Origin of the sequence: Halomonas sp. H2 (assembly GCF_050215315.1) — a bacterium.
Classification (GTDB): domain Bacteria; phylum Pseudomonadota; class Gammaproteobacteria; order Pseudomonadales; family Halomonadaceae; genus Vreelandella.
The window spans coordinates 1,842,200-1,864,255 of record NZ_CP189760.1 but is presented as its reverse complement, the minus strand read 5'-3'; the positions used below and the strand labels follow the sequence as shown (position 1 = coordinate 1,864,255).

Here is a 22,056-nt window from a genome sequence, read left to right as displayed (position 1 = left end):
TGGGTGTGAGGCGCTAACGCATCGGACGGTGGACGTCAGCCAGTCGTTAGCGCGAGGTTATGGGGCTTTAAACCTTGGCGGTACCGGCGAGCTGGCTGGCCAGATCCTGCTCGTCTTCTTTGGCCCGTGGGCGGGCGTGACGGACTTGCAGCTCGGCGGCGTCGGTTTGGGCGAGCTCCACATCGAATACCACGTGGGAGAACGGGCCCTCCAGGTCGCGCTTGGCGATCTCGGCCGGGTCTTCGATCCGTTCAGCAGGCACCACCAGCTCTTCGCGGGTGGCGAAGGCGAAGTCATCAAAGGTGTAGGGATCGCCCGCCAGGTTGATCTGGGTGGTCAGGTGCTGGTGGCCCGGGGCGGAGACGAAGTAGTGGATGTGCGCCGGACGCCAGCCATGGCGGCCCAGGGACTTGAGCACCACGTCGGTGGGGGCGCCTTCGGGTACGCCGTAGCCGGAGGGGATGATGCTGCGCGCGGTGTAGCGCCCTTCGCTGTCCGCATAGATGGTGCGGCGCATGTTGTACTCGCTCTGGGTCTGGTCGAAGAACGAGTAGCCACCCTTGGAGTTGCAGTGCCAGATCTCGACCTTGGCGCCGGCGATCGGGGTGCCATCGATGTCACGTACCTGGCCGGTCAGCCACATCACCTCGGCATCGGGATCACTGCCATCGTCCATGCGCGCAAAGCCTTCGGCTTCTGGGGCACCCGCCACGTAGAGCGGGCCTTCAATGGTGCGCGGCGTACCGCCAGTGCGCTTGGCTTCGGCGTCAATGGCGTCTTGGCGCATATCGAGGAAGTGGTCAAAGCCCAGCCCTGGAGAAAGCAGGCCGAACTGGGTCTGGCTGCCCAGGGCATTGAGCAGGTTGACACCGGCCCAGTACTCTTCCTCGGTGACATCGAAATCGTCGATCAGCTTGAACAGGTCGCCGATCAGGCGATGCACGATCTGCTTGGCGCGGTCGTTGCCGCCTGCCTGGTCGAAGCCGGCGACGGTTTTGATGAAAGCCTGGACTTCGGGCGTGTCGAATATCTTCACGGTCATGGTGTAACCCTCTGTTTGTTATAGGGTGCTGTTTTATTAATAAAAATTGATGTATTAGGTAGCTATTTAGCTGTCGTCTTCACGCACCGATGAAGGGTGGCGACAGAGGGGTTTGACGTTGATATCCATATAAGGAAATAGCGGCAGATTACTGATCAACTCTTGCAGCTCCGCGTTATCTTTAACGTCAAAAATACTGACATTTGAGTAGCTGCCCGCTACCCGCCACAAGTGGCGCCATTTGCCCTGGCGCTGCAAGTCTTGCGAATACGCTTTTTCGGTCGACTTAATCGTCGCCGCTTGCTCTGCGGGCATATCGGGCGGCAACTTAACGGTCATTTCTACTTGAAACAGCATACGTTTCTCCTCTTAGAACGCGGGTGAACGCAAATAGTGTCTTTACTTACACGGCTTTAATTTACGTGATGTTATTTACGCGAGTAGTGAGCCAGTTTATCTTCGTCAAGTGTGATACCCAGCCCGGCTCCTTGCGGCAGCTCTACGCCAAACTCAGTGTAGTTGAGGGGCTCAACGACGATGTCGTCTTTCAGCAGCAACGGGCCAAACATTTCAGTGCCCCAGGCCATTTTTGGCAGCGTCGCCCAGGCGTGAAGTGAGGCAACCGTACCTATGGTGCCTTCTAGAAGGGTGCCGCCATATAAGCCAATGCCTGCCGCTTGGGCGACGTGGGCGAGCTCCAACACGCCATAAACACCACCGGATTTGGCAATCTTCAGGGCGAAGGCTCCACTAAATCCGCCACATACAAGATCAAGACCATCACGGGCATCCTGTACTGCCTCGTCAGCGAGCATGGGTACATTGAAGCGGTTAGCCAAGCGAACTAAACCAGCATGTTCGCGGGCGGGAATGGGCTGCTCAATTAACTCGATACCGGCATCCTGCAGCGCCTGAATACCCCGCACCGCCGTGGATTCATCCCAGGCTTGATTAACATCAACGCGCACACTGGCACGCTCACCCAGCGCCTCTTTGATCGCCGCCACATGGCGCACGTCCTGATCAAGCGGATTGGCGCCAATTTTAAGTTTGAAGTCGCAATGGCGACGCTGTTCTAAACGCAGCAACGCCTCATCGATATCCTTGGTGGTATCGCCGCTGGCCAACGTCCAAAGCACGGGTAAGTGCTCTTGCTGTGTGCCACCAAGAAGGTCAGCGATACTCAAGCCCAAGCGCTTGCCCTGGGCATCTAATAACGCGGTTTCCAACGCTGACTTGGCGATCATATTGCCGCGCGCGTGGCGGTTAAGCCGGGCGCGCAGCTGATGAACATTGTGAGAGGGCTGGCCGATCAGCAGCGGTGCAAGGTAGGTATCGATATTACGCTTGATGCTCTCCGGGCTTTCCGGGCCATAGGCGAGGCCACCAATGGTGGTGCCTTCGCCGAGCCCTTCGACCCCGTCAGAGTGGCGCATGCGCACAATGACCATGGTTTGGCAGGCCATGGTGGTCATGGAAAGTTTGTGAGGACGAATGGTCGGTAAATCGACCAGTAGTGTCTCAATATGTTGGATGACGGTTGACATGGCGGCTCCAGCGTCTGGCAATCATTTAACTGGATATCAGTTTGATAGGCGCTAGGAGACGCAACCAATATTGTTTAAGTGCCTCGCCATACCGAGTAGGTATCACCGGTACGTGATTGAGCCTCTCTACTAGCGCACTCGCGACTCAAAGCTATTGTTCTTTACGTATTGGAAAGCTCTGCATTTCGCATAATCTTGCAATTAATTTAAAAAATTCATTAATTATCAAAAGGATATAAAAATCACTATGGCCATAAAAGCACACTCTCCCCCCTTCTGCGTGGGTGCATAGGGGGTTGCGACAAAAGAATAAGGCGAAAGTAGCGATCCATGGGTGTTCATATAGAACTATAGCTTAGGCTAAGCACCGTCGCGCGGCGATCACATCATCGTGCGGATCGTGGTTCCAGAGCCACTCGAAGCGATTTTCCAGATTTTCGATTAGCTTGGCTTCATCGCCGCCGATACCCATACCGGCATATTCGTAGACATCCCCAGCTTCATGGGAAGTTCTCTGAACTCTGCAGGTGCGCGCGTGGCGTACCTGCTCAAACGTAGCCAGAACATCGCTCACGTTATGACGATCACAACTCACATCTGACAGCAAGCTGGCTAGCACGTAGGCATCTTCAAGTGCCTGACCGGCTCCAGCCCCTTGGTGCGGCACTAGCGCATGGGCGGCATCGCCAACGATCAAAACACGATCCCGATGGTAGCGGGCCAGTTCAGGCAATTCGTGCAGCGCCCAGCGCGTTGGCTTAGGGATACATTCAAGAATCGCTTGACAGGCTGGGCTCCAGCCCTCAAATACTTCTAGCATTTCCGCCTGGGTCACGGCTTGCACCCACTCGTCACCTTCGGGCAGTTTAGGGTTCGGGGTAGATCGGTCAGTAATAAAAGCGACAACGTTAATCAGCTGTGATTGTTTGACGGGGAACGTCAGAATGTGGCGGTCTTTGCCTAAATACATCTGGGGCACTAAGGCTAATCGCTTCTCGCTGTCTTTTGCCTTTAGGGCGGCTTCTAACTCGGCAGTAGGAATCATGCCGCGATAGGCGTATGTACCACTCCAAAACGGGGTTATCTCTCCATACTCATCTGGGGGCAAGATATGGCGGCGCACCGCAGACTTAATGCCGTCAAAGCCGATAATCACGTCGCCGGTAAAGTGCGTGCCGTCGTCAAAGCAGGCCGTGGCGCTATCGGCATCTTGCTTGACCTCGACACAGCGCTTGCCGAAGTGGGCGATGCCCTCTGGCAGGTTGGCGACGATGGCATCTAGAAAATCGGCTCGGTGTACCGAAGATTGGCCTACACCTGGCGCTAAACTGGCAGTTAAATAGCCATCATCATTTCCACGCCGCCATTCAAACCAAACATCCTCAAAAGGGGCTGGGGAGCCATCAGCAATACGCTGATAAGCAGCCTCTAGACCCAACAGCTGAATAGCCTTCACCGCATTAGGACCAAAGGAAACACCGGCACCAATCTCGGAGAATTGGGGGGCAGCTTCAAACAACTGAACCTCAAGCTGGCTATCGCGGGATAACGCAACAGCGAAGGCCACACCGCCGATACCGCCGCCGACAATGCCAATCGAAAGTCGTTTCTGCTGAGTTTGCTTGGCTAGCATGTTCTCACTCCGCTCAGGGGTTTATCGTTATCATGTCGAGCGCTATGCTCTGCCCCTAACGCTATTAGGATGTCGCAGCGGTCACCACACAACCCTTTTCATTTGGCCTATAAACGGTGCTAATAACAATATGAATCAAAGAGTTGAAAATCTTATTTGCAGATGGAGTAGACTATTGTCGAATACCCAGCAGGACACACCCGGATGGTGAAGCTTGCCAATATTGACCTGAATTTACTGGTTGTTTTCGACCTGCTGTACCAAGAGCAAAACACGCAGCGGGTCGCTCTACGTATAGGTATTACGCAACCAGCGGTAAGCCATGCGTTAAAGCGTTTGCGCCTTCTATTGGATGACGAACTCTTCGAGCGCACCTCCCAAGGGCTCCAGCCAACGCCTCGCGCCAGCCAGCTTCATCCCGGCATTGCGGATGCGTTGACGCGGATGAACGATACGCTGAACCTGTGCGACGATTTCAACCCTGCAAAGAGTGACCGCACTTTTCATATCAACATGACCGATATCGGTGAAATAGTGTTTCTTCCGCGCCTGCTACAGCACCTCGCGCAACATGCACCAGGCGTTTCACTCAATACCGTGCGCAGCCACCATAACGACCTGAAACACGAGATGGAGAAGGGAGAAATCGACTTGGCAGTTGGGTTAATTCCGCAACTAGGAGCTGGTTTTTACCAACAGCGATTGTTTGTACAGCGCTATATTTGTCTGATGCGCTATGACCATCCACTCGCCTCGGGAGATTTTAGCCTTGAAGATTTTCGTACCACTCCCCAAGCGGTCGTGGTTGCCCAGGGCACCGGCCATAATATTGTAGAAGAGCAACTTGCCCGCGCTGAAGTTAATCGGCCTGTTAGGTTAACACTGCCGAATTTCGCCGCCGTTCCCTACATCGTCAGCAGCAGTGACCTTGTCGTGACGGTGACAAACAAACTAGCCGAAGCAACGCGAGCGCATTTCAGGCTTACTGTCCGTGAACACCCCATAGCACTCCCTGAAATCCCGATCAATCTCTTCTGGCACCGTCGCTTTCATCAAGATCCCGGCAACCGCTGGCTACGCGGGCTAATGTTCAGTATGTTTTCCGAGTAAACGTCTTCGAGACGCACCAATACTTAAAGCAATGGTTTTATTCAAAGATCTCTGCAGCCATTTGGATAAAATTATCGAGCACAGGCGAGACATTACCCGCTCGCCACGCCAGCCACAGCGGCATATCACAAGCCGTTAACTCATCTAGCTCGATAAAATCGATGCCGGGCATGGGATGGCAGCGACTGGCAGCGGGCACAATTGCCACACCCAACCCTGCCGCCACCATACTGAGAATAGTAATATTATCAGCGCCATACTGCACAACCCGGGGCTCGAATTTTAGGCGTAAAAAGTGGGCAACCACCCGATCATAATAGACCGGTGAAATGCTGCGATACCCCCACACGAATTCAGCCTCAGCAAGCTCCACTAGTTTTGTCGGCGGCGATTGCGCCCAAGACGAAGAGGTAGGCACAGCGAGTATCAGGTGATCGTGCTGCAGCAAACGTGCCTCGATACCCGACGGGGCATGATCATCGTGATAGATAATACCCACATCAAGGCTGCCCTGTTGTAGCTTCTCTAACTGGGGGCCGGAAAGGAGCGGAAAGACATCCAGCGCCACATTTGGATAGCGACCACGATAGCCGCCCATGAGTTTAGCTACTTCAGTGACCCACAAGTGCGTCACCGTCACGCCAAGGCTCAGTTTGCCCGTTTGCCCACTGCCCAACGCCAGCAAGCGTGCTTTGATATCAAAACGCTCATCAAGCAAGCGTGTGGCTTCACTATAAAGTGCTTCTCCCGCCACAGTCAGACGAACACCACGAGCGTGGCGATCAAGAAGCTGAGTACCTATATCCTCTTCCAACAGCCGCATCTGCCGAGTCAGCGCTGGCTGAGCAACATGCACTTTGCGACTAGCAGCAGAAATCGAGCCGGTCTCCACCACGGCAATAAAATACTCTAGCTGACGAAACTCCATAGGCCGTTTATAACCTCACATAAGTGCGTGCATCCGCATTTAAGGGCACCTCTCTAGCTAACACACCTATGAATATACCGCGCAACCATGCTCATATGATATGGCTAGCATCTAAAATCTATATTTTTGGTATCTCCATCCTTGTTTCATAGTGAATGAACAACCCATAACAAGACTCGCCAAGGCGAGCAGGAAACATTATGAACAAGACCTATCACCTTCTAACTGGGCTGCACTTTGCCGTGTGCACCCTGGCGATGATCTGGCCTGGCGCACTGATCGCCAATCGCATCGAACCCACTGTACTCGGACTGCCCTTTCTATTTTTCTGGTACATCCTCTGGATGCTGATTCTATTTGTCGGTATGTGGATAGCCTATGTGGTTCGCCACGGGGGTGGTCGCCATGAATGATTCGATCATTGTTGTCGGCATCACCCTGACCTATCTTGCCCTGGTGCTATGGGTGGGGCTCCGCGCTCGCGGTCAGCAAAATTCAAGCCTGGAGGGTTATGTAGCAGGTGGGCGCCATGTTGGCGTGGTGATTTTGTTCTTCATCCTCGGCGCCGAAATATTCTCCGCATTTGCCTTCCTCGGCGCGCCGGGCTGGAGCTATCAGCACGGTGCACCAGCCTTCTATATCCTCGCTTACCTATCGCTGATACCCATCACTATTTGGGCCATGGGGCCGCGCGTAGCCAAGCTAGGACGCGAGCGGGGCTATCTCACCCAAGGCGACATGATTGCCGATCACTACCAAAGCAAAACGCTGGGTATGCTGGCCGGGATAATCGGCTTGCTAGCGCTGGTGCCTTACCTGACGATTCAGATTGCTGGTGCCGGTCTGCTCTTTCAGGCGGCTACTGATGGTCTGATTCCGTTCTGGATGGGGGCATTGCTCGCCTTCCTGGTGGTCGCCGCCTACGTCTTCTGTAGTGGTCTGAACGGCATCGGCTGGACCAACCTACTCCAAGGAATCATGATGATAGTCATCGCTTGGTTCCTGGGCCTCTCCATCTCTGAGCGCCTCTACGGCGGCGTGGGCGAAATGTTCAGCCAGATCCAGTTAACCATGCCTGAATACCTGACCATGCCTGGGGCCACCGGTATGAACTGGGGCTATTTCAGTACTGCGGTGCTGGTCAGTGCTTTCGGCGGTGCCATGTGGCCGCACCTGTTTATGAAGTTCTATTCGGCGGACAGCGGTAAGACGCTGCGCAAGGTTAGCGTCTTTTACCCACTCTACGCCTACCTGCTGGTGCCGCTACTGTTCATCGGCTTTGCTGGCATATTGACCTTCTCCGACTCTCCTTTAGAACGCTCCGACACGGTGCTCCTACGCATGGTGATGGACGTAGCCAACTTCTCGCCCTGGGTGATCGGTTTGATGCTTTCTGGCGCGCTGGCCGCCGCCATGTCTACCGGCGCTAACCTAGCTCATACCGCTGCGGTGGTATTGGTGCGCGATGTGGTCGGCCCCACCATGATGAAAGGCGCCAGCGAAAAGGCGGTCGTCAGCGCAACACGCTGGAGCGTACTCGGTCTGTCGCTGATTGCTTACCTGTTTGCTCTGGCCAACCCGTCATCGCTGGTGCTACTCCTGCTCGGCGCTTATGGGTTAATTGTCCAGCTATTCCCTATGGTGATCGGCGCGCTGTTTATGCCACAGCTACGCCGTGCCAGCGTCATGGCGGGTGCTCTTTTCGGCAGCTTGGCTTACTTGTTGATGGAGTTCGCCTGGAGCTCGCCTTTTGGCTGGCACGCTGGCGTCTGGGCAATGCTGCTCAACGTCGTTGTTGTGGTGGCTTGGCAGTGGCTCGTTAAGCCCGCCCTTGCGGCCCCTACCTCAACAGCCCCCCATTGAACGCCTGGAGAAGAACATGGCTACCCAAACAGAATGTTTCAATTTAAAAGATGCTATCAGCAAACAGGCAGAAGCAACGTTCGTAGATACCCAAACGCTATACCGCAAGTTGCATCGAACGCCCGAGCTTCCCTTCCAGGAGTATAAAACTAGTGCGCGACTCGCCGATGCTTTGGAAAGTCTCGGCTATGAAGTGACACGCGGCGTAGGCGGCACTGGCGTTGTCGCTCTAATGAATAACGGAAGCGGCCCTACCGTTATGCTGCGTGGCGATATGGATGCACTGCCTATCAAGGAAGAGACTGGACTCGATTTTGCCAGTAACGAAACCGCTACTGCGGCAGATGGCAATGAAGTACCACTGATGCACGCCTGCGGGCATGACCTACACAGCAGCTGTATTGTGGGGACAGCCGCTGTGATGGCAGCGCTAAAGGAACACTGGTCCGGCACGTTAATGTTGATCTGCCAGCCAGCTGAAGAGATTTTTGGCGGTGCCAAAGCGATGTTAAATGATGGCCTCTATGAGCGCTTCCCACGCCCGGACATCATTTTAGGGCAACACAACATGCCAGCATTAGCAGGCAGTGTTGGGCATATCTCTGGCAGCGCCATGGCCGCATGTACTAATTTGGCGGTGACTATTCATGGTGCTGGGGGCCACGGATCTATGCCCGCACAAACGATAGATCCGGTAGTGATCGCTGCGCATGTGGTCACCCGCCTGCAGAGTATCGTTTCCAGGGAAGTGCCACCGGAAGAAACCGTGGTGGTGACCGTTGGTAAACTCCACGCGGGAACCCAGGCCAATATCATTCCCCACTTGGCAGAGCTTGAGATTAATATCCGTAGCTTTGACGATGCACTGCATCGCCAAGTAGTGACATCTATCGAACGTATCATATGCGCGGAGTGCGAGGCAGGCCGCTCGCCCAAACCGCCGGAAATTCGAGTGCTCAATGAGACCATCGCCATGCACAACGACCCGGTGGCTATTGAGCATGTGCGCCGTGCCCACGCCGAGCACTTTGGCGATGCCAACCTCTATGCCATGCCTCGTCTCAATGCCAGCGAAGATTTCCCGCTATTTGGCAACGCCAAAGTAGGCGGTTTTAGCGGCGAAGATATTCCTTACGTCTACTGGTTTATTGGAGCCACCCCTGCCGCGCGCTGGGCGGAAACCCCGGGAACGAGCATGTCGCAGAAAATGCGCCACCTTGAAATGCCCCACTCGCCCTACTATTTCCCGGGAAACGACGTGACTCTACGCACTGGCATCGAAGCCATGGCAGTAGGTGCTCTGGCCTATTTAGCCTAGCGTCACCACAAAACAAAACGGCAGTGCTTTTAGCACTGCCGTTTTATCTCATACCTCTTAATCTGACATTTTGGCTAAGGCTTGGCCCATGCCGCGCGGCTACTGTGTGCAGCGGTCTTATTGGTGATTTTCCAAGTGCCTTCGACCTTGAGTAGCGCGATCACATCAACCCAGGAGTCCTCAAGATTTTCGCTGTTGTCAAAACCTAGCAGCACACTGGCGACCTCCCCGGCCTGGGTCAGCGCAATAAAGCGGCTCTTCACCGCCCGGTGGCTAGTAGCCCAGCGCTCAAAACGATCGCTGATCAGATCAGTCGCCAACGCTCCCTCAGCGTCTAGCGCTAAAATCCATGCATCTTTATGGAACGCCTCCTCAAGCTTCTCCCTAGCGCCTTGAAAGCCATCGACATATAGCTGCACAACACGCTTAATCTCGTCAATCTCAGGTGCATCACCCACGACAGTGATATCGGTCATCACGTAACTCCTGCGGTTTAATTGTCGGTTTTGTGTTTTTTATAACCCAAGCATCTCACGCGCCTGCTGCCAGGTAGCCACTGGGCGTTGGTACTTCTCACACAAGGCCACGGTACGCTCGACCAACGCCGCGTTGGAAGGTGCCAATGTATTGCTATCCAGGCGTACGTTGTCTTCAAGGCCAGTACGGGTATGGCCACCTGCAGCAATTGACCACTCATTGAGCAGGTACTGGTTGGCGCCAATACCTGCGCCGCACCACTGTGCATCCGGTGCCAACCGCTTGAGCGTCTCAATATAAAAATCAAACGTTGGCTTGTCCGCTGGCATGGCGTTTTTAACGCCCATGACAAACTGCACGTAGAGCGGTGTCTTTAGCTTGTCTTGCTTTGAAAGATTTACCGCTTGGTGGATATGGGACAGATCAAACGCTTCAATTTCAGGCTTTACGCCGTACTTGAGCATCTCATCGGCAAGCCACTCCACCAACTGCGGCGGATTCTCGTAAACACGGTTGGGGAAGTTATTAGACCCCACCGACAAGCTGGCCATATCAGGCTTTAGTGGCAACATCCCGCCGCGCGCCTCACCTGCACCTGAGCGCCCACCGGTAGAGAGCTGAATGATCATGCCAGGGCAGTGCTTCTTAAGCCCTTCCATCAAACGCCCAAACTTCTCCGGGTCGGATGAAGGCGTTTGGTCGTCGTTGCGCACATGGCAGTGGGCAATGGTGGCTCCCGCTTCGAACGCCGCTTGAGTACTTTCAATCTGCTCCTCGACCGTAATCGGCACGGCTGGATTGTTCTCTTTACGCGGCAGGCTGCCGGTAATGGCAACACATATAATGCAGGGCTGAGACATAGAAACCTCCACTTGTTCTTATTGCGAACATTAATTTGTATTACGAACAAAATAGTCCAGATACTTACCAGCGTCAAATCTGAAACGCTGCTAAACGACGTTTACAGTCCTGGTTTAGAAAGAGACATCAAAAACCAAAGGGACGATGGTGTAGAGCGCGATCATAATCACCAGCAAGCCGATGACGTTGAGCCAGATACCTGCTCGAATCATACTCTTGATCGGAAGATCCCCGGTTGCGAAAGCCACCGCATTAGAAGGTGTCGCTACCGGCAACATAAAGGCGCAGCTCACGGCAAAGGTAACCACAATGGTCATCAGGAAGGGCTCAATACCTAACCCAACGGCAATCGAGCCCATAATTGGGAAGAAGGCAGCCGCCGTGGCCGTGTTGCTGGTTAGCTCAGTGAGAAGAATGATCACGATAGCGGTGATGGCTAGGATTAGAATCGGTGGTAGTTCCGATAGTCCCGATACGCTCTCGCCAACCCAGGCACTCAAGCCAGTGGCGGTGAACTGAGCAGAGAGCGTTAGGCCACCACCGAAAAGAATCAGCACACCCCAAGGCACGTCACGGGTAGCTGACCACTCCAGAAGCGCCCCTTTTCCTTTAGAAGCAGGAATCACAAACATCAGGATTGCCGATAGAATTGCCACACTAGTGTCGTTAATATTGGAGAGCCAAGGCAGCGCACCCTGTATCACGGGAACTCTAGCGATTAGCGGTACAAAGACCCAGCAGAACACCGCCCCGGCAAAAATCATTAGCACCCGCGCCTCTTCCGGCGACAGTCGCCCCATGGCTTTGAGCTCTGTTTCGATCATCGCCCGGCCACCCTGGATGCTATCGACTTCCGCGCGAAACACCAGCTTGTTAAGTACAAACCAAGCCAGCATTAGCATAGTGAATGAGAACGGCACCCCCACCAGCATCCAGTGGCCAAACCCGATGCTAAGCCCGTGGGTGTCTTCCATATACGCGCGCATTAGCGCCATCGGCGGCTGGCCAATTAACGTGGCCATTGAACCAATGGTAATGGCGTAAGCAATCCCCAGCAGCACAGCCGCTGAAAATTTTGGGGTATCATCGCCGTTACCCAGAGACTTCACTAGCGCGATGATCGAGCCACCGATTGGCACCATAATCACTGCAGTTGCTGTGTTACTCACCCACATGGTGATAAACCAGCTAGCGAACATCAAACCGAAGACGATTTGTGCGGGCTTGGTGCCAACTGTTAGCACCGTCAGTAGCGCGAAACGGCGATGTAAATTCCAGCGTTGCGTTGCTAGGCCTAGCAGGACACCCCCTAGCACCAGAAAAACAATGCTATGGGCATAGGGTGAAGCCGTCTCGCCGATTGAGGCAATATCAAAGAATGGGAATAACACTAGCGGCAGTAGTGACGTGGCAGGGATAGGAATTGCCTCTGTCATCCACCATGTGGCCATCAGCATAGCAATGCCCGCCACAACACGAGCATCAAAGGCCAACGTTTCGGGCAGTAGGAAGAGAACTCCCAGGCCAATAATGATACCCAATACAAGAGAAACCGGCTTAAAAGCAGAGGCTTCTACGTTGGGCGCCCTATCGATCGCCCCGGTAGTTTGCGACATGATCATTACCTGCATAGGAATAATTGTGCAGATGAGTGTTACGGCTCAGGAGCCCTGATTCCAATACTTATCGGGTTGTTACATATACCCAACCGGCCAACGAATCACGACTGCAAAAACGTGTCGATAACACAAAAAAATCATAGAGTTAGCTACTGTTAGGATGCTCACATACGCTTATGGAGCACACTATTAATACCCATGCTAATGGGGTATCCAGCTTTTCGACATAGAGTAGTGTACGACCAAAGGATGGCACTGCCGACGTCGCCATTTTCCGATGGCCAAGCGCCCGCTATCTCTGCAATTTTAGTGTTCGCTTATGATTTTAGTGCTCGCCTATTATAGTGGGCGCTGCCATGGAGCCCTCCCCCGCTCTGCTGGTTTGGCTAACGGATCAACTCTCGTGCCGAGAAGAGGTTAGGATATGGGCCCAGCAAGGCGGAGAAGAAGGCTCACTGTCACTAGCGTCCTCTTCCAAAAGCGCGGCCAGCGTCGCTTCTTTTAGCACGGGAAGGTGTGATTTTTCTAAGTGGCGACTCGCGGTAAGTAATGTCAGGCGCCCCTGCCGCGCATACGTCATTAGCGGTAGTAAATTATCAGGTGTGCTTTCCAACTCATGATGATATCGAGTAGCAAAGAGAGCTTGGCTAATCTGCTGCTGGTGGTAGTGACGGCGTAATTCGGTGGATGGCGCCACCTCCCGACACCACTCATCCAGCCCAAGGCTGCTGCGCGGCTTCCCGCGAGGCCATAAACGATCGACTAACACCCGAGCGCCATCCTGCTCATCGATAGGGTCGTACACACGCTTCAGCTCAATGTGATAAACCATCGCTTTTCACCTTCTCCGCTGACAACATCCTATTTGCTGCTACTCTAGAGATATTATCCTATGTAATGCAAAAAGTTGGTTCAGCGGCTGCTCACGGGAGGGGCTAACGATGAAAGTACTCAGCTATATGAAGATGCCTTTCAGCTTTCACGATGGGTGGCAAGAGCTTAAGGCGAAACCCCCCTCAATTCCGTTACTGGCATGGTGTGTGGTATTACCCATGTCGCTACTTCCCCCCGTTATGCTCTATTTTGCTGGCACGCATTATGGCGATGCTTTTATGGCAGGCTTTGCTGACCGCGAGTGGCGGTTCATCACCACCATTCTGTTTCTCGCTGAACTACTCACATTTTTTATCATGGGCTGGGTAATTCATGCCGTCGTCAATGGCACAGAACAGCTTACCATCAGTTATCAAGAGGCCTATCTGCTTGCTGCTCTGGCCCCTTTACCACTCTGGGCATCAGCAATCGCATTATGGGTACCCAATCTGCTCTTTAACGCGCTGGTGGCGCTCGCGGCACTGGTTGTCTCCTGCTGCTTGATTTACCACGGTCTGCAAGCACTCTGCACTCGCAAAGAGCATGACGTTGTTACCATCTCTGCGACCTATACGATCATGTCGGCTGGCATTCTTGGATGGGGTGTGTTGTTAGCAGTTATTTGGGCTTACTGAGGGGATTAGCTGTCTGAAGACAGTAAAATCTAGTATCGATTATTTGGATGTGGTGAACAGAGAGACGTGCTCCATTGCTGACTGAAAACTTCGTATCGAGCAGTCTGTAGCCCTAATAGTTCATTACTTATGCACACGGTGCGGCCATTATTCATTGACCTGCCTATAGCCAGGCGGTTTGAAGGGCACCTTGAACTGCTTACATGATGTCTTTATAACAATTCATTTGCATTCATACGGTGCATTTTGTAATCATTCGCGCTCATTTGGTGCATTTGGGCGTAAAATGAAGGTCTATTTAAATAAAATGCGCGGCGAGCGAATCCAGCGTTCTTTTGTCGGCTGGAAGGATGCTTTCTGGTCGTGGCTCGGCGCTTTCAGTGGGATGGCGTTAATTTGCTGGTTGAGCGCAGGCTGGCTCTCAAATGAATTGCTGATTGTAAGCTCTTTTGGTGCCACTTCTGTTTTGATCTATGCGGCTCCTGAAAGCCCTTTTGCGCAGCCGAGTCATGTACTATTTGGCAGCATGCTGTCTGCGCTAGTAGGTGTGGTTTGCTACCAATGGCTTGGGGCCTCCCCGCTTGCCATGGTACTCGCCGTGTCGTTATCGATTCTCGTTATGCAGCTTACCCACACAGTTCACCCCCCTGGCGCCGCTGCTGCGTTGACGGCCGTCGCGGGTGGCGAAAATGTACATCAATTAGGCTGGTTATTTCCCCTTTTCCCCATTGGGGCCGGCTGCATCATTATGCTTTCAGTGGCCATTCTGATTAACAACCTTGCCAGACACCGTCGCTATCCTCGCTATTGGTAAATAATCAGGTCAAAGTCTGGGATTATTATAAAATGCCCCAAACCGGGGCGTTTTATATGATTGAAACATTAACGACGAGCGTTCCTCTAAGCGCTTAACGTGGGACTGGCTCTATTTATTGGTGGTCATCGACCGACTGGTTGATGGGTGCTGGTCGCTTTGTTGTCGACAGTCTGGTTTCGAAAGCCACATGGAACTGTGATTGTGCATTCGGATAGGAAGTCAGTGCCGATGTGCACTACCTATTTTCTACCTAAAAGTTAACCAAACAAAAACGGCCACTGTAGCAATTAGCTAAGTGACCGTTTTATATGTCTTTTTTGGTCGGAGCGACAGGATTCGAACCTGCGACCTTTGCAACCCCATTGCAACGCGCTACCAAGCTGCGCCACGCTCCGCTGCCTTTATTGGCCGTTACATCTTTGCCTCAAGACGGTGCGTATACTAGCGGTTTCTTAGATAAATGGAAAGCCCTTTTAGCGCTTTCTTTTCAAGTATTTGTCATGCCCCGCCCTATTGATCATCGCCTTATACTAGCGTTGATCTGCTTCCAGCAGCAGATAGGCCATGGCATCGTACACGCCTGGGGCAGCCACCAATAAATGCTCGGGATAAAGGTCTTCTGGCACCGCTGCGGGCGCTTCGTATAAATGCCCAACTCTTGCGCCCGCCTCCCGGGCAATCACCCAGCCTGCGACAAAATCCCAGGGCGAAACACTTTCGTAATAGGCATCTAAACGGCCACAGGCCACGTCGCACAGGTCAAGCGCCGCCGCGCCGTTACGCCGAACATCCTGACATTCAAAAAGCACGGCCTCTAACCGCTTTAGAAGATGTTTACGCGCTTCTTTGCGGTAGGGAAAGCCTGTTCCTACTAGCGTATTGGCCAGGGAGTCTACGTTGCTTGGCTGAATAGGCTGGCCGTTGCAGAAAGCCCCCATGCCATGAGTGGCACTAAAGGTTTCGTCTAAAAATGGCGCATGAACAACACCTACTTTTGCCACGCCCTCTTCCACCCAGCCAATCGAGACCGCTACATGGCGTAACCCTTGGGAAAAATTAACTGTGCCATCAATAGGATCCACTACCCAAAGCCGCGGCGTTTCCACGTGCGTAGCGCTCTCGGGGGCAAGCTCTTCACTTAACCGCTCTTCGCCTGGAAAGTGCTCTTCCAGGCGCTGGCTAATCAGCTTATCAACGGCTACATCGACATCAGTCACTAGCTCATTATCTTTTTTTAAGTGTCGGGCAAAGTCCTGCTGCTCACGGGCCTTGATAATCATCTGCCCGGCTTCTTCGGCAATAGCGATAGCAATTTCAAGACGTGCGGCTAGTGTGTGGTCTCTCATTGAAGCTCCGTTTAGAAAGCGATGGTGCTATGCCCCCTACCATAAGCCGCCAGGCGGTAATTTTCGAGTCACTTATCGCCTGGGGTTAACGCAAAGCGTCCGTGATGACATCAACGACAATGCGCGTAGCCGCTTCAATCAACACCACATCGGCACCCACACGCTCCCACTCGTAGCCGGGGTAATTGGGCAACTGGGAAGCAACACGGCCATCGAATCGCTTGGCGATACCCGGCGGCAACGGTTTGCCGCGCGCTAAATTACGCTGAATACCCGGTGGCAATGATTCAGCGCGCGGCGCATTGTACTGGTACAATAAGCGACGCAGTTCGCGTTCATTAATACGTGGCAAATCAACCCGCACATCACGAATTTGCCGCGGTTGTTGAGATGCATGCTGATGGCCTTTGTCACGGGCCCCGTGGGCTGGGGCATGGTCAGGCTGGGCCAAAACAGCGCTGTTAAGCAGCAGCGCGCCAAGCGCACTAACGGCAATAAGCTTGATGGGATTCACTGTAAGCTCCTCGCTTAGGGCTAAAGCCTACAGTGTAACGAGCAAATGGGCAGGGATTGAGGAAAAAAGAGGGAGTCTACCAGAGGTAACGCCCAGGCAAGTATTTTACATATCATCATCGCAGTTATCGAGAACACCATCTTCAAAATCATTTGCACACTCCCACTTTCCATCAGCAGTTCTTGCAAGAACAACTGAGCCCCCCGTTTTTTCTGATGTGATTGTGATGCGCCCACCTCCTTCAGAGTAGCCACCTTCAATCATAACATCCGGAGCATTTAATGTAAGATCATCAAAGTCACTCTCTTCACCATCATAAACTGCCGCATCAACGGGTGTTTTGAAGGATGACGCTTCTGCATATGCTGCAGTAGCATTAGAGCGCACCACGTAGTTCTGGTACTGCGGAATGGCAACTGCTGCCAAAACCCCAATAATGGCAACGGTGATCAGTAGCTCAATGAGCGTGAAACCTTTTTGCGTTTGACGGCGGAGTTTTTGCGTGTGAATTAGTTGCAGTTGCATCATGTGACTCCCTTGCGTTGGTAAGTCGTTTTTCTGATCAGAGCAGTTATAAAATCTTAGCTATACATAAGCACCTTAGTCGACCCTATTGGTTGATGGCAACTGACTTTGTTAAGCATTTACTCAATAAAGTATCCCTTTTTTCAACGCACATTTTATGAAGCTTTTTTTAAAGCGTGCGTTTACATCGGTTTGCTAAGCTAAATTGTGGTAAAGATAGGCTTACATTTACCATACTGCGAGAACATCATGCGCCACTCTGCAGGTGGGTCTACGCCCAGCCAGGCGGCAGCACGCGGCGGGCTGCGCGGCATTGCCCAGCGCTTAATCAAGCACAGCTTACTTAGCGAGGCTCAAGCGGCAGCTGCCGTCGCCGATTCTCTAAATCTCGATATCCCGCTGTTACAGCACGTGGTGGAAAGAGAGCTAGTGACCCCCGCCGAAGCGGCGGTAGCGGCTGGTTATGAATATGGGCTTCCAGTTATCAACCTTGAGTCTGTGCTTATTAACGCCCTGCCGCCCGCCGCTGATTACCCGGTTAGGGTGCTGCAGAGCTTAAACGTGGTGCCCCTGGCCCATCATGGGCATCGCTTAACTGTGGCTGTTCCTTATCCCGCCACACTTACCCAACTGGATGAGCTGCAGTTTGCCACCGGGCTTAGCATTGAGGGAGTGTTAGCCCCTATGGATCAGCTAGCGAGCACGCTGAATAGCTATTTAGCATTAGCGCAAAACGAGCATAGAGCGCTGGATGAATTTACCGATCTTGAGGATGAGATATCGTCACTGAATATTGCCCAGGACGGTAGTTGTCAAGAAATCTGTCGCCTCTGAGATCATTCAGGCCACCTGTTTTTCCGGTTCAGCGACGGTGACCTGGAGCTCCCGCTCCGGGTTAAGAGATACGGTGCCAATCGGCGTCCAATTGCGGGTCTTGCCGCTCCAACGAGCGGGGTTGGCCGCACGCGCTGCCTGATTGATGGCATGCCGCTTTGCCAGCACGCTAGTATCCTCGCCAGCATGTCGCTGTGCCGGTGTCACCAGGCGGATCCCGCTGTGGCGATGCTCGTGGTTGTACCACTGCACGAAGCTGGCCACCCACTCACGGGCGTCGTCGACCGTGGCGAACCCATCAACTGGGTAGCAAGGCCGGTATTTACAGGTGCGAAACAGCGCCTCCGAGTAGGGGTTATCATTGGAGACCCGCGGCCGGCTGAACGATGGCGTGATGCCAAGGTCATGCAGCTTCTCCAGCAGCGTCGCACCCTTGAAGGGGCTGCCGTTGTCCGCATGCAACACCAGCGGCTGATCGATGATCTGCTCGGCCAGCACCGCCCGCTCCAGCACGGTACGGGAGTTGTGGGCCGACTCGGCCAGGAACACTTCCCAGCCGGTGATCTTGCGGCTATAGATGTCGAGCAGCATCACCAGGTAGTAGTACTGCCCCTTGATCGGACCGCCCATCCATGTGCAATCCCACGACCACACCTGGTTCGGCGCGGTGGCCTGGTAGGTCGTGGGCTTGGCGCGGCGCTGAGGTACTTTGGCGCGGCCACGATGCACCACTTCTCGGTGCTTGTGCAGGACGCGGTAGAACGACGAGGGGGATGCCACGTAGCGCTGCTCTTCGTCGAACAGGCGCACCACGATCTGCTCTGGCGGCAGGCTCGCGTACTCGGGGCGGTGGCACACGTCGAGAATCTCCTGCTCTTCGGCCGGTGTCAGCGCGTTAGCCGGCACCGGCCGGTCGACCAAAGGGCGCTGGTCCTCGCGTAGCTCGCCGTCGCGCGTCCAGCGCTGGTATGTTCTGGCGGTGATGCCGAGTTCGCGGCAGGCGGCGTCCAGGCGGGCCCCCTGGGCCCGGGCGTCTTCGATCAGCGCGATGGCGCGTTGGCGATCTGGGGTGCTGATCATGCGTCCTCGTCCCCCCAGATCGCCCTCGCCTTTTTTCTGAGGGCCAGTAACGCCGCGGTTTCTGCCAGGGCCTCGTTCTTGCGGGCGAGCTCCTTCTCCAGCGCCTTGATGCGCTTGCGTTGCTGCTTGGCCTCGTCGGCCTCACGTTGGCGTTCTGACTGGGAGAGGCTGGCGGCTTGCTCGCAGTCGTGGCGCCACCGCTCCAGCTGCTCGGGATAGATGCCCCGGCGGCGGCAGTATTCCGCAGCCTCCTGGACGTTCATCGAGGCGGTCTCAAGCACGGCGTTGAACTTGTCCTTGGACGACCAGCCATCGGCGCCCTTGCCCAGAGCATCCGGCAGGCACCGCCCCTCAGCGCGGGCTTCCTTGCGCCACTTGTAGACGGTGCCCAGCGAGATCCCTTCCTGCTCCGCGATCACCTTCGGGGAGAGGTTGTGGGGAGGCAGCAGCTTGGTCACTACGGCTTGCCGGCGCTCCTCAGAGTAACGAGGCATGAGTGTCTCCTTTCGCCCCCTGATCGGTTTATAAGAACAGGGTATCAGAGGGTGCGACACTCATCCTGACACTGGGGGAGGACAACGAAGTCCCCCTGGAAGAGGTCCCCAAAAACAGTGATGATGGCCCTGTAGTCAAATTTGTTAACAAGATTCTATTAGACGCGATTCGCCGTGGCGCGTCTGACATTCACTTTGAACCCTATGAAACGCTATACCGTGTACGCTTTCGGGTAGACGGCATATTAATAGAGGTCGCACGCCCACCTTTAGCAATGCGCAACCGCATTGCCGCACGCTTAAAAATCATGGCGCGGCTGGATATTTCTGAGCGCCGCTTGCCCCAGGATGGAGCGATCAAACTTAAATTATCGCGCACACGCTCACTCGATTTTCGCGTTAACTCACTGCCCACGGTGTATGGTGAAAAATTGGTGCTGCGTATTCTTGACCCCACCGCCACGCAACTCGACATTGAGCAATTAGGCTTTAGCGATGAACAACGAGGCTTGTATGAGCACGCCCTCAGCCAACCCCAGGGAATGATATTGGTTTCTGGCCCCACCGGTAGTGGCAAAACTGTCTCGCTGTATACCGGCATTAATATCCTCAATAAAATTGAGCGTAACATTTGTACTGCGGAAGACCCTGTGGAAATCAAAGTGGCCGGCATTAATCAGGTCAACGTATTGCCTAAAATCGGGCTTGATTTTGCTAGCGCCTTACGCGCGTTTCTGCGCCAAGACCCTGACGTGGTGATGGTGGGGGAAATTCGTGACTTGGAGACCGCTGAAATAGCCGTAAAGGCCGCCCAGACAGGCCACTTGGTGCTCTCTACCGTACATACTAACTCGGCTGCTGAAACACTCGCTCGATTAGCCAATATGGGCGTGTCATCGTTTAATATCGCCAGTGCTGTCAGTTTGATTATTGCCCAGCGGCTAGTACGCATACTCTGCAAGCACTGCAAAACACCTATTGAGCTACCCCACGCGGCACTGCACAACGAGGGTTTTAATGATACTGAAATTCAACAGGCTACCTTTTTCAAAGCGGTAGGCTGTAAGCACTGCACCCATGGCTATAAAGGGCGTATTGGTATTTATGAAGTGATGCCGATTACGGACGCTATGCGCCAATTAATTATGCGCGATGCCAATGCGCTCGATATTTCGCAACAGGCTCGCCAGGAAGGCTACCCAAGCTTACACCGTAGCGGTTTATTAAAAGTGATGCAGGGCATGACCAGCCTGGAAGAAATCAACCGCGTCAGTGAGGAGTAAACAATGGCAAAAACTCGACGTACGCGCCGCCCTACTCTTCAGCTGTACCGGTGGAAATGGTCGGGTAAAGGCCCTCAAGATAGAACACTGAGCGGTGAAACTATTGGCCATAACAAAGCCGAAGTAATTGCTGAGCTGGCGGGGCAAAGCATCAATATTAAACGCATTCGGAAAACAAGCACGCTAAGGGGTGCCGGACGCATTAAGGCTAACGACATCATGGTCTTTGCACGCCAAATGGCGACGATGATTCGTGCTGGCATCCCTCTTTTACAGGCCTTTCAAGTCGTTTCTGAAAGCCTGAAAAAACCCGCGATGGCCATGTTAGTCCAGCAGATACTGAATGAAGTATCTTCAGGCTCTAGCTTTTCTGATGCGCTACGCTGCCACCCTAAACATTTTGATCGCTTGTTTGTTAATTTAATCGATGCTGGCGAACAAGCCGGTGCGCTGGATCAAATGCTGGATCGTGTCGCGACGTATAAAGAAAAAGTAGAATCGCTAAAAGCGCGGGTTAAGAAAGCGCTCTGGTACCCAAGTGCGGTCATGGTGGTAGGTATTACGGTCACCATGTTGCTGCTGGTTAAGGTGGTGCCGCAGTTTGAAAGCATGTTTAATAATTTTGGTGCTGAGCTTCCTGCGCTAACCCAAATGACGGTCAACTTATCCGAGCTTGCTCAGCGCTATTGGCTAGCAGCCCTGGGGGTCGTCGTGGCCATGGTACTATTACTCAAAGTGAGCATTCAGCGCTCACCCAGAATCGCCTATTTGATGCACGTTTTGCTACTCCGCTTACCGATCATCGGCGATATTTTTCATAAATCGGCTGTCGCCCGCTTTTCGCGCACATTAGCGACCACATTTGCCTCAGGTGTTCCGCTGGTTGAAGGCTTAGATACCGCCGCTGGCGCGACGGGCAATAAGGTTTACGAACGCGCCGTGGTGCAAACACGTCTGGATGTCGCCACCGGACAACAGTTGCACTTTGCCATGCGTATGACCAATCGCTTCCCTGCCCTGGCCATTCAAATGGTCAGTATCGGTGAAGAGTCGGGCTCGCTCGATAGCATGCTTAACCGCGTCGCCGATTATTATGAGGAGGAAGTCGACAATAAAGTCGACGCGCTGACCTCGCTAATGGAGCCGATTATTATTGTTGTACTAGGCGTACTGGTAGGCGGTGTTGTCGTCTCTATCTATTTGCCCATCTTCTCTTTAGGCTCTGCACTCTGAACTATTTAACGCTGCTCATTAACC

The 22,056-nt window shown here is 53.6% G+C and carries 21 protein-coding genes, 1 tRNA gene and 1 pseudogene; 9 read left to right on the top strand and 14 right to left on the bottom strand.

All coding sequences use genetic code 11. From position 1 onward, the window contains the following. Positions 1 to 67 precede the first annotated feature (67 nt). From catA to salA, 4 genes are all read right to left on the bottom strand, one after another. Positions 68 to 1,042: a catechol 1,2-dioxygenase gene (catA, locus tag ACQE2I_RS08590; protein WP_427031214.1), complete on the bottom strand. Its 975-nt coding sequence runs from the start codon at positions 1,040 to 1,042 to the stop codon at positions 68 to 70. 66 nt (positions 1,043 to 1,108) lie between these two features. Further along, the gene (gene catC, locus ACQE2I_RS08585; protein ID WP_427031212.1) at positions 1,109 to 1,399 is read right to left on the bottom strand and encodes a muconolactone Delta-isomerase; all 291 of its coding nucleotides are present in this window, start codon (positions 1,397 to 1,399) and stop codon (positions 1,109 to 1,111) included. Between the two features lie 71 nt (positions 1,400 to 1,470). Continuing rightward, positions 1,471 to 2,589, bottom strand: coding sequence for a muconate/chloromuconate family cycloisomerase (locus ACQE2I_RS08580; RefSeq protein WP_427031210.1), 1,119 nt, complete (start codon positions 2,587 to 2,589; stop codon positions 1,471 to 1,473). Positions 2,590 to 2,944: 355 nt separating this feature from the next. Continuing rightward, positions 2,945 to 4,222, bottom strand: coding sequence for a salicylate 1-monooxygenase (gene salA, locus ACQE2I_RS08575; protein WP_427031209.1), 1,278 nt, complete (start codon positions 4,220 to 4,222; stop codon positions 2,945 to 2,947). 204 nt (positions 4,223 to 4,426) lie between these two features. On the opposite strand from salA, the gene ACQE2I_RS08570 reads away from it, so the two are divergent. Next, positions 4,427 to 5,332, top strand: coding sequence for a LysR family transcriptional regulator (locus tag ACQE2I_RS08570; RefSeq protein WP_427031208.1), 906 nt, complete (start codon positions 4,427 to 4,429; stop codon positions 5,330 to 5,332). A 37-nt stretch (positions 5,333 to 5,369) separates the two neighbouring features. Here ACQE2I_RS08570 and ACQE2I_RS08565 read toward each other — a convergent pair whose 3' ends face one another. After that, complete coding sequence (locus ACQE2I_RS08565; RefSeq protein WP_427031206.1) at positions 5,370 to 6,260, bottom strand: LysR family transcriptional regulator; 891 nt, start codon at positions 6,258 to 6,260, stop codon at positions 5,370 to 5,372. 200 nt (positions 6,261 to 6,460) lie between these two features. Between ACQE2I_RS08565 and ACQE2I_RS08560 the strand changes: the two genes are divergently transcribed. Genes ACQE2I_RS08560 through ACQE2I_RS08550 form a run of 3 tightly spaced genes read left to right on the top strand, consistent with a single transcriptional unit; the run spans position 6,461 to position 9,441 of the window. Continuing rightward, positions 6,461 to 6,673: a DUF3311 domain-containing protein gene (locus tag ACQE2I_RS08560; protein WP_035581639.1), complete on the top strand. Its 213-nt coding sequence runs from the start codon at positions 6,461 to 6,463 to the stop codon at positions 6,671 to 6,673. Further along, the gene (locus ACQE2I_RS08555) at positions 6,666 to 8,123 is read left to right on the top strand and encodes a sodium:solute symporter family protein (protein ID WP_427031205.1); all 1,458 of its coding nucleotides are present in this window, start codon (positions 6,666 to 6,668) and stop codon (positions 8,121 to 8,123) included. Before ACQE2I_RS08560 ends, ACQE2I_RS08555 begins: the two co-directional genes overlap by 8 nt. A 16-nt stretch (positions 8,124 to 8,139) precedes the next feature. Beyond that, the gene (locus ACQE2I_RS08550; RefSeq protein ID WP_427031203.1) at positions 8,140 to 9,441 is read left to right on the top strand and encodes an amidohydrolase; all 1,302 of its coding nucleotides are present in this window, start codon (positions 8,140 to 8,142) and stop codon (positions 9,439 to 9,441) included. Between the two features lie 74 nt (positions 9,442 to 9,515). On the opposite strand, the gene ACQE2I_RS08545 is transcribed toward ACQE2I_RS08550, so the two are convergent. From ACQE2I_RS08545 to ACQE2I_RS08530, 4 genes are all read right to left on the bottom strand, one after another. Then, a complete protein-coding gene (locus ACQE2I_RS08545; RefSeq protein ID WP_427031201.1) occupies positions 9,516 to 9,917 on the bottom strand; it encodes a nuclear transport factor 2 family protein in 402 nt (133 codons plus the stop codon). Positions 9,918 to 9,956: 39 nt separating this feature from the next. Then, a complete protein-coding gene (locus tag ACQE2I_RS08540) occupies positions 9,957 to 10,778 on the bottom strand; it encodes a 3-keto-5-aminohexanoate cleavage protein (RefSeq protein WP_427031200.1) in 822 nt (273 codons plus the stop codon). A gap of 114 nt (positions 10,779 to 10,892) precedes the next feature. Continuing rightward, positions 10,893 to 12,395: an SLC13 family permease gene (locus ACQE2I_RS08535; RefSeq protein WP_427031199.1), complete on the bottom strand. Its 1,503-nt coding sequence runs from the start codon at positions 12,393 to 12,395 to the stop codon at positions 10,893 to 10,895. Positions 12,396 to 12,792: 397 nt separating this feature from the next. Next, complete coding sequence (locus tag ACQE2I_RS08530) at positions 12,793 to 13,230, bottom strand: DUF488 domain-containing protein (RefSeq protein WP_427031197.1); 438 nt, start codon at positions 13,228 to 13,230, stop codon at positions 12,793 to 12,795. Between the two features lie 109 nt (positions 13,231 to 13,339). Here ACQE2I_RS08530 and ACQE2I_RS08525 point away from each other — a divergent pair, with 109 nt between their 5' ends. Both ACQE2I_RS08525 and ACQE2I_RS08520 read left to right on the top strand, forming a co-directional pair. Continuing rightward, positions 13,340 to 13,906: a YIP1 family protein gene (locus ACQE2I_RS08525; RefSeq protein WP_427031196.1), complete on the top strand. Its 567-nt coding sequence runs from the start codon at positions 13,340 to 13,342 to the stop codon at positions 13,904 to 13,906. A 286-nt stretch (positions 13,907 to 14,192) separates the two neighbouring features. Next, complete coding sequence (locus tag ACQE2I_RS08520) at positions 14,193 to 14,720, top strand: HPP family protein (protein WP_427031194.1); 528 nt, start codon at positions 14,193 to 14,195, stop codon at positions 14,718 to 14,720. Between the two features lie 321 nt (positions 14,721 to 15,041). Here the strand turns inward: ACQE2I_RS08520 and ACQE2I_RS08515 are convergent. From ACQE2I_RS08515 to ACQE2I_RS08500, 4 genes are all read right to left on the bottom strand, one after another. After that, a tRNA-Pro gene (locus tag ACQE2I_RS08515) sits at positions 15,042 to 15,118 on the bottom strand. 135 nt (positions 15,119 to 15,253) lie between these two features. Further along, entirely contained in the window at positions 15,254 to 16,069 is an 816-nt protein-coding gene (locus tag ACQE2I_RS08510) for an inositol monophosphatase family protein (protein WP_427031192.1), read from the bottom strand. A gap of 85 nt (positions 16,070 to 16,154) precedes the next feature. Beyond that, positions 16,155 to 16,583 carry an anti-virulence regulator CigR family protein gene (locus ACQE2I_RS08505; RefSeq protein ID WP_427031191.1) on the bottom strand — a complete coding sequence of 143 codons (429 nt, stop codon included), beginning with the start codon at positions 16,581 to 16,583 and terminating at the stop codon, positions 16,155 to 16,157. A gap of 105 nt (positions 16,584 to 16,688) precedes the next feature. Next, entirely contained in the window at positions 16,689 to 17,111 is a 423-nt protein-coding gene (locus ACQE2I_RS08500) for a pilin (protein WP_427031189.1), read from the bottom strand. 246 nt (positions 17,112 to 17,357) lie between these two features. Between ACQE2I_RS08500 and ACQE2I_RS08495 the strand changes: the two genes are divergently transcribed. Next, positions 17,358 to 17,942: a hypothetical protein gene (locus tag ACQE2I_RS08495; protein ID WP_427031188.1), complete on the top strand. Its 585-nt coding sequence runs from the start codon at positions 17,358 to 17,360 to the stop codon at positions 17,940 to 17,942. 6 nt (positions 17,943 to 17,948) lie between these two features. Here ACQE2I_RS08495 and ACQE2I_RS08490 read toward each other — a convergent pair. Next, a protein-coding gene (locus ACQE2I_RS08490) for an IS3 family transposase (RefSeq protein WP_427029054.1) occupies positions 17,949 to 19,516 on the bottom strand; the annotation gives its coding sequence in 2 pieces (ribosomal slippage) (positions 17,949 to 19,051 and positions 19,051 to 19,516; 1,569 coding nt in all). An 80-nt stretch (positions 19,517 to 19,596) separates the two neighbouring features. Here ACQE2I_RS08490 and pilB point away from each other — a divergent pair. Both pilB and ACQE2I_RS08480 read left to right on the top strand, forming a co-directional pair. Beyond that, a pseudogene (pilB, locus tag ACQE2I_RS08485) lies at positions 19,597 to 20,799 on the top strand (type IV-A pilus assembly ATPase PilB); the annotation flags it as partial. 3 nt (positions 20,800 to 20,802) lie between these two features. Then, entirely contained in the window at positions 20,803 to 22,032 is a 1,230-nt protein-coding gene (locus ACQE2I_RS08480; RefSeq protein WP_427031186.1) for a type II secretion system F family protein, read from the top strand. Positions 22,033 to 22,056 lie beyond the last annotated feature (24 nt).

Coding starts and splice junctions, on each gene's coding strand:
- ACQE2I_RS08510 (WP_427031192.1), bottom strand. CDS start 16,069: ATGAGAGACCACACACTAGCCGCACGTCTTGAAATTGCTATCGCTATT.
- ACQE2I_RS08540 (WP_427031200.1), bottom strand. CDS start 10,778: ATGTCTCAGCCCTGCATTATATGTGTTGCCATTACCGGCAGCCTGCCG.
- ACQE2I_RS08500 (WP_427031189.1), bottom strand. CDS start 17,111: ATGATGCAACTGCAACTAATTCACACGCAAAAACTCCGCCGTCAAACG.
- catC (WP_427031212.1), bottom strand. CDS start 1,399: ATGCTGTTTCAAGTAGAAATGACCGTTAAGTTGCCGCCCGATATGCCC.
- ACQE2I_RS08560 (WP_035581639.1), top strand. CDS start 6,461: ATGAACAAGACCTATCACCTTCTAACTGGGCTGCACTTTGCCGTGTGC.
- ACQE2I_RS08495 (WP_427031188.1), top strand. CDS start 17,358: ATGCGCCACTCTGCAGGTGGGTCTACGCCCAGCCAGGCGGCAGCACGC.
- ACQE2I_RS08580 (WP_427031210.1), bottom strand. CDS start 2,589: ATGTCAACCGTCATCCAACATATTGAGACACTACTGGTCGATTTACCG.
- ACQE2I_RS08550 (WP_427031203.1), top strand. CDS start 8,140: ATGGCTACCCAAACAGAATGTTTCAATTTAAAAGATGCTATCAGCAAA.
- ACQE2I_RS08545 (WP_427031201.1), bottom strand. CDS start 9,917: ATGACCGATATCACTGTCGTGGGTGATGCACCTGAGATTGACGAGATT.
- ACQE2I_RS08570 (WP_427031208.1), top strand. CDS start 4,427: ATGGTGAAGCTTGCCAATATTGACCTGAATTTACTGGTTGTTTTCGAC.
- ACQE2I_RS08520 (WP_427031194.1), top strand. CDS start 14,193: ATGAAGGTCTATTTAAATAAAATGCGCGGCGAGCGAATCCAGCGTTCT.
- catA (WP_427031214.1), bottom strand. CDS start 1,042: ATGACCGTGAAGATATTCGACACGCCCGAAGTCCAGGCTTTCATCAAA.
- ACQE2I_RS08535 (WP_427031199.1), bottom strand. CDS start 12,395: ATGTCGCAAACTACCGGGGCGATCGATAGGGCGCCCAACGTAGAAGCC.
- ACQE2I_RS08530 (WP_427031197.1), bottom strand. CDS start 13,230: ATGGTTTATCACATTGAGCTGAAGCGTGTGTACGACCCTATCGATGAG.
- salA (WP_427031209.1), bottom strand. CDS start 4,222: ATGCTAGCCAAGCAAACTCAGCAGAAACGACTTTCGATTGGCATTGTC.
- ACQE2I_RS08480 (WP_427031186.1), top strand. CDS start 20,803: ATGGCAAAAACTCGACGTACGCGCCGCCCTACTCTTCAGCTGTACCGG.
- ACQE2I_RS08565 (WP_427031206.1), bottom strand. CDS start 6,260: ATGGAGTTTCGTCAGCTAGAGTATTTTATTGCCGTGGTGGAGACCGGC.
- ACQE2I_RS08555 (WP_427031205.1), top strand. CDS start 6,666: ATGAATGATTCGATCATTGTTGTCGGCATCACCCTGACCTATCTTGCC.
- ACQE2I_RS08525 (WP_427031196.1), top strand. CDS start 13,340: ATGAAAGTACTCAGCTATATGAAGATGCCTTTCAGCTTTCACGATGGG.